Below are 5,384 nucleotides of genomic sequence, written 5' to 3' on the forward strand. Positions count from 1 at the left end.
CTGGGTGCAGCGAGCCTGGGAGTCGTCGAATTCGGGACCACGGCGATCAACGCCGACCTTATCGCCGCCAGCATGCTCGGGATCGGGGTCGTGTGGATCGTTGCGCCCCTGCTGCTCGGCAGCCGTGACACCCCCGATCCCGGGCACCTGGCGCTACTCCCCCTGCGCACCCGCACAGTGATGGCGGGGGCGTTCGTCAACCTGCTGCTCAGCCCGGCAGCGATCCTGACCGCGATCGCCCATGCGGGACCGGTGTTCCTCGCTCTCCGGGAAGGTGCTCCCACAACACTGGTCGGGGTTGCCGCGACCGTGCTGCAGATGGTGCTGACACTCCTTCTCAGCCGCGTGGCGGTCACGTCGATCGGCAACAGTCTGTCCACCCGGGGTTGGCGGGTGGTCGGCCAGGTCACCTTCGCGCTCATCGCCTCATGTGCCTGGGTCCTGCAGTTCATCCTCGATGACGCTTCTGACCGGCTCATTGCCCAGGACAGCCCCGCACTTTCCCAGACGGTACGGGCTCTTCCCACGGGATGGGCCGTGACTGCGATCGAGGCCACTGCCCACGGCGATGCGGTTGCGGCTCTGGTGCCGCTGCTCGGCCTGGCGGGTGGATGCGCCCTGTTGTGGGCGGCATGGGCGGCGTTGACGGCCCGCGGTATGGTCCGCACCTCCGTCCCTTCCTTCCCCACGGGAGTGGGCAGGCAGGTCCGCGCGCCCGCATCCCCACGTGCAGCCTCCCTGCTCAAGGAGCTTCGGCTGTGGGGACGCGATGAACGACGCACATTGTCGCTGCTGGTCAGCATCTGCTCCGGTATTGCACTGGGGGTGCTCATGGCCGCGGTGGGAGTACCAGCCATGCTTCCGTACGGCGGACTCTGCACTCTCATTGTCGCGATCTTCATCGCCGCCAATATCTACGGATTCGAGGCGGACCGGCTCTGGGCCACCCTGGTTGTTCCTGGGGCGCCACGTGCGGATGTCCTCGGAAAGCAGCTGGCGTGGATCATCGTATTCGCCCCACCAGCGGTTCTGCTGACCGTGGTCCCCACCCTCGCCGCAGGAGGATCCGTGTTCTACGCCTTGCCCTGGGTCGCCGCAGCCATGCCCGTGCTGTTGGGAACCGGCATCGCCGCGGCCGTTCTGATGAGCACCGTCATCCCGTGGTCGATGCCCAGGTCCGGCATTGGCGCCCAACTCCCCTTCCGACTCATCATGGGGCCGCGCCAGTTCATCTCCGTGTTCGTTGTTGCCGTTGTGGTCGTCATCGCCCTGCTTCTCCCCCTGACCCCTGTACTCATCGGCGTGCTCACCGACTCCACCTGGCTGCAGTGGTCAGGTCTCCCGGTCGGCATCGTCGTCGGCTTCTGCTCCGTCCTCCTGGTCATCCAGCCGGCCAGCAGGCGGCTCGAACACCGTGGCCCCGAGATCCTCGATCACACTGTCCCCGATGCCGGGCTTCTCCAGGTCCGCTGACCCCGTCCTCCACGAGCACTCACTCAATCAGCCGGCGGCGGTACGCCTCAGCGACCGCGGACGCCCGGTCGCGCACCCCCAGCTTGTCGTAGATGTGCTGCAGGTGGGTCTTGATGCTGGCCTCGCCGATGAACAACCGCGACGCCGCCTCACGGTTGGACGAACCGTTCGCCACCAATTGCAGCACCTCACGTTCCCGGTCAGTGAGCACCTTGGCCGCAGAACCCCGCACCTGCCCCATGAGATGGCTGGTCACCGACGGAGCCAGCACCGACTCCCCGCGGGCCGCCGCGCGCACCGCGGACATCAGCTCGTCCGGCGTCGCGTCCTTCAGCAGGTACCCGGTGGCCCCGGCCTCGATCGCGGGCAGGACGTCCTGCTCGCTGTCGAAGGTCGTCAGGATCAGCACCTTCGTCCCCGGCGATGATTCCCGCAGGGCGGCTGTCGCAGCCACACCGTCCATGACGGGCATGCGAAGATCCATCAGCACCACATCGGCACCCTTGTCCGTGACACACACGATCCCCTCCCGACCGTCACCGGCCTCCCCGACCACCGCGATGTCGCCGACGGTGCTGAATGTGTCCCGCAAACCACCGCGGACCACCGGGTGGTCGTCAACAATCACCAGTCTGATCATGGCCCTACCTTCCTCTCCGCGGAAATCGCCGGCACCCGGACGCTCACCGACACTCCCTCGCCCGGCGCGCCCTCGACGGCAACATGTCCGCCGATGCCCCGGATACGCTGCCGCATACTGGTCAGCCCGAACCCTCCGTTCTGGCCCTGTTCCTGCCCCTGGCTCTCCCCGTCACCGGAGAAGCCGCGGCCGTCATCGCGTACATCGAGCAGGACCTCCGAGCCCGCGTAGGCCAGTGTGACGACCACGCGCGTGGCGTCGGCATGCTTGGCGACATTGGTCAGGGACTCCTGGACAACCCGGAAAAGTGACACCTCGATGACTGGACTCAACGGGATCTGCTCTCCGGTGACATCCACCTGTGCATCGATCCCCGCGTCCTGTTCCCACCGGTCGGCCAGCTCGGCGAGGGCCTCCGGAAGCCGCGCCTGCCCGAGTTCCTGCGGGGAGAGTTCGTGCAGGGACCTCCTGGCCTCGGACAGGCTGGAGCGGGCAAGGTCCAGGGCGCGGTCCACATGCTGGCCGGATCCCGCCTGCTGCGCCGCCTGCAGCTGGGTGATGATCCCCGCCAGGCCCTGCGCCAGCGTGTCATGGATCTCACGGGCCAGACGCTGACGCTCATCCCGGGCACCGGACTCCCTGGCCTGCGCCACCAGCTGGGCATGCAGTCCCGCGTTCTCGCGCAGCGCGTCCCCGAGCCGTTGGACGAGCGCCTCGCGTCGGCGTTCCTCGGTCTCCCCGCGGACCGACAGGACGATCCCCGCTCCGATCGCCACCGTCTGCACCGCGACAATGATGAGGAACTGCACAACGGTGTCCGGTGACGGCGAATCGAGGACCTGCATCGTCACACCGTTGATCGACAGGGACGTCGCGAGCACCCCGGCGATGCCCGCCTGCCAGGGGCGCAGCAGGAACGCGTGGAAGAATCCGGTGATCGCGAAGACGACGAAGACGTCCGTGAACATCATCAGGATGAAACCGAACACCACAAGTCCGACGAAGTACACGTTCACGACGGTGCTGGTCAGACGGCCGCGCCGTGCCGGAAGCGTGTGCCCGAACAGGACCCACGCCGCCGCCGCGAGTGCCAGCGCAAGGATCGGCACAACCTGGGCCCCGTTGTGGCCTGCGTCCCGGGCAGTCCAGAAGACGTAGGTGGCCGTCGGAATCGTCCACAATACCCATGGGGTGTAGAGAAACAGCTGGTACATGAGGCCACCGCGTTTCTCACGCCACAGTGTGCGGGTGGACGTCTCCCCCGGGTCCGTGCGGTCCACAGCGACACCTACTTCCATCGGAACACCTTGGCGGCGACCAACCCGGCGGCCAGGGCGATAACCAACATTATCCCAAGCTGCAGCCACAGTGGATTACCTCCGTCCGTCACCTCAGCCGCCTCCGGTGACCAGGATCCGAGCAGGACCTGCACTCCGGGCGGGACGAACTCGCCGATCGTCACCAGCACGTCCGGCATCATCATCCGGGGCAGGAAGACTCCCCGAAGAGCATCAGGACCATGAAGATCAGCACCCCGACCGATGTGGCGGCACTGCTCGACGGCACCAGGGCAGCAGAGACCATGCTGATGGCGAGCACGGCGGCATAGCCCACCACAAGGGCGGCGATGAACGTCCCCGGTTGCTGGGGCGGTGCAACATCGAGGATGAGCCACGAGGCGAGGACCAGCAGGACCGTCGAGACGACCACCGACGCGAAAGCGACGATCATCTGGGCGAGCAGTACGTACCCCGGGTGAACCGGGGTCGTTGACAGTCTGCGGAGGATACCCCGTTCGCGGTAGGTCGCGATGAGGATCGGGACGTGCTGCGCACCGATCATCGCGAGCCCCATCACCAGGGCACTCGGGGCCCAGAACTCAACGAAGCGGACACCACCGAAGTCCTCCGACGGTTCCCGGAGAACAGGGACCGCTCCCAGTCCGAGCAGCAGCACCGTCGGGAACAGGACGCCGAACGCCACAGCCCCGGGGTCGCGGAGGAACAGTTTGGCCTCCACGAAGGTCATTTTCGCCAGTGCGTTCATGATGCAGTCTCCTGTCCGGTCCCCCGGTATCCGGTGAATGCGACGAAGGCGTCGTCGAGGGTGCGTTCGTCGGTACGTAGTTCCTCGGCGACGAGCCCGGCGCGGGCCAGGGCGCCCGCAACGACCCCGAGCACCTCCCCGGTTCCGGTGACGACCCACCTCTCCCCGGTGACCTCGACCCCGGTTATCCCCGGGAGATCGGCGATCAGGTCCTCGTCCAGGGGGTGACGCAGACGGAAGCGCACCTGCCGGGTCGGGTTCGTGCGGGAGACGAGCCCGCCCGGGGTGTCCACCGCGGCAACCCGCCCGTTGTCGATGACCGCGATCCTGTCGCACAGGCGCTCGGCCTCGTCCATGAAGTGGGTGACCAGGACAATGGTGACCCCGGTGTCCCGCACCCGTTCGATCAGACCCCAGGTATCGCGGCGGGCCTGCGGGTCCAGGCCGGTGGTCAGTTCGTCCAGAATGGCCACTTCCGGTGTCCCCACGAGTGCGAGGGCGATGGACAGCCGTTGCTTCTGCCCGCCGGAAAGTGCCTGGTAGCGGGTGTTGCTCTTCGCGGTGAGCCCGACGAGGTCCATGAGCTCCCGCCAGTCGGCGGGGTCACGGTAGAAGGAGCTGTACAGATCGAGGATCTCGGCGACCGTGATGCGGTCGGGGAACTGGCTCTCCTGGAGCTGCACCCCCAGGATCTGGTGGATCTCGTCCCGGTCATTGACCGGATCGAGTCCCAGGACGGTGACGGTCCCGGAGTCGGGCTCGCGCAGACCGGCGATGCACTCGACGGTCGTGGTCTTGCCCGCACCGTTCGGCCCGATGATCCCGAAGATCTCACCGGTGCCGATGGTCAGGGAGACATCGTCGACGGCCGGTTCGGGTGTGCCCCGGTAGCGTTTGCGGAGGTTCGTGACCTCGATGGCCGGTGGCGCTTGTGCGGCGGTGTTCGTCATGGGTTTGACGCTACGGTCGGTCCCCTACCGTCCACATCGACCAGGACGGTGCACTCCGGTTGATCCCTGCGTCCACCGATCGGTGGATGGCGCCCTACGCCGGAGTGGCCACCAGGACCGTGACGCTGATTCCGAAGGCGGTCGTCTTGTCCCAGGTGTGGCGGGGGGGGGGGGGGGGGGGGAAAAAAAAACACCCACCACCCCCCCCCCCGGGGGTGGCAGCTGTCGACGGATGCCGGGCGGGGCCCCGGGGCCGGGCGCGGGGGAGTACCGGC

6 protein-coding genes are annotated in these 5,384 nt (G+C 67.3%); 1 reads left to right on the forward strand and 5 read right to left on the reverse strand.

What is annotated here, in order from left to right; all coding sequences use genetic code 11:
- Positions 1 to 1,473 (forward strand): hypothetical protein (locus tag ACTIL2_RS15050; RefSeq protein ID WP_442338290.1); only part of this gene is annotated, 1,473 nt, incomplete at its 5' end.
- 19 nt (positions 1,474 to 1,492) lie between these two features.
- On the opposite strand, the gene ACTIL2_RS15055 is transcribed toward ACTIL2_RS15050, so the two are convergent.
- The 5 genes from ACTIL2_RS15055 to ACTIL2_RS15075 are packed head-to-tail and all read right to left on the reverse strand — an operon-like array spanning position 1,493 to position 5,109.
- Positions 1,493 to 2,113: a response regulator gene (locus ACTIL2_RS15055; RefSeq protein WP_442338291.1), complete on the reverse strand. Its 621-nt coding sequence runs from the start codon at positions 2,111 to 2,113 to the stop codon at positions 1,493 to 1,495.
- Positions 2,110 to 3,411: a sensor histidine kinase gene (locus ACTIL2_RS15060; protein WP_442338292.1), complete on the reverse strand. Its 1,302-nt coding sequence runs from the start codon at positions 3,409 to 3,411 to the stop codon at positions 2,110 to 2,112. The genes ACTIL2_RS15055 and ACTIL2_RS15060 overlap by 4 nt, the downstream gene beginning before the upstream one ends.
- The gene (locus ACTIL2_RS15065) at positions 3,402 to 3,596 is read right to left on the reverse strand and encodes a hypothetical protein (RefSeq protein ID WP_442338293.1); all 195 of its coding nucleotides are present in this window, start codon (positions 3,594 to 3,596) and stop codon (positions 3,402 to 3,404) included. Before ACTIL2_RS15065 ends, ACTIL2_RS15060 begins: the two co-directional genes overlap by 10 nt.
- Positions 3,593 to 4,159, reverse strand: coding sequence for an ABC transporter permease (locus ACTIL2_RS15070; protein ID WP_442338294.1), 567 nt, complete (start codon positions 4,157 to 4,159; stop codon positions 3,593 to 3,595). The genes ACTIL2_RS15065 and ACTIL2_RS15070 overlap by 4 nt, the downstream gene beginning before the upstream one ends.
- Complete coding sequence (locus tag ACTIL2_RS15075) at positions 4,156 to 5,109, reverse strand: ABC transporter ATP-binding protein (RefSeq protein WP_442338295.1); 954 nt, start codon at positions 5,107 to 5,109, stop codon at positions 4,156 to 4,158. The genes ACTIL2_RS15070 and ACTIL2_RS15075 overlap by 4 nt, the downstream gene beginning before the upstream one ends.
- Positions 5,110 to 5,384: the final 275 nt, after the last annotated feature.

It is taken from the genome of Corynebacterium sp., assembly GCF_052107835.1.
Taxonomy (GTDB): domain Bacteria; phylum Actinomycetota; class Actinomycetes; order Mycobacteriales; family Mycobacteriaceae; genus Corynebacterium.

What these genes read in the sequence shown, in the direction of transcription:
- ACTIL2_RS15055 (WP_442338291.1), bottom strand. Translation starts at nt 2,113, where the DNA reads ATGATCAGACTGGTGATTGTTGACGACCACCCGGTGGTCCGCGGTGGT.
- ACTIL2_RS15060 (WP_442338292.1), bottom strand. Translation starts at nt 3,411, where the DNA reads ATGGAAGTAGGTGTCGCTGTGGACCGCACGGACCCGGGGGAGACGTCC.
- ACTIL2_RS15065 (WP_442338293.1), bottom strand. Translation starts at nt 3,596, where the DNA reads ATGATGATGCCGGACGTGCTGGTGACGATCGGCGAGTTCGTCCCGCCC.
- ACTIL2_RS15070 (WP_442338294.1), bottom strand. Translation starts at nt 4,159, where the DNA reads ATGAACGCACTGGCGAAAATGACCTTCGTGGAGGCCAAACTGTTCCTC.
- ACTIL2_RS15075 (WP_442338295.1), bottom strand. Translation starts at nt 5,109, where the DNA reads ATGACGAACACCGCCGCACAAGCGCCACCGGCCATCGAGGTCACGAAC.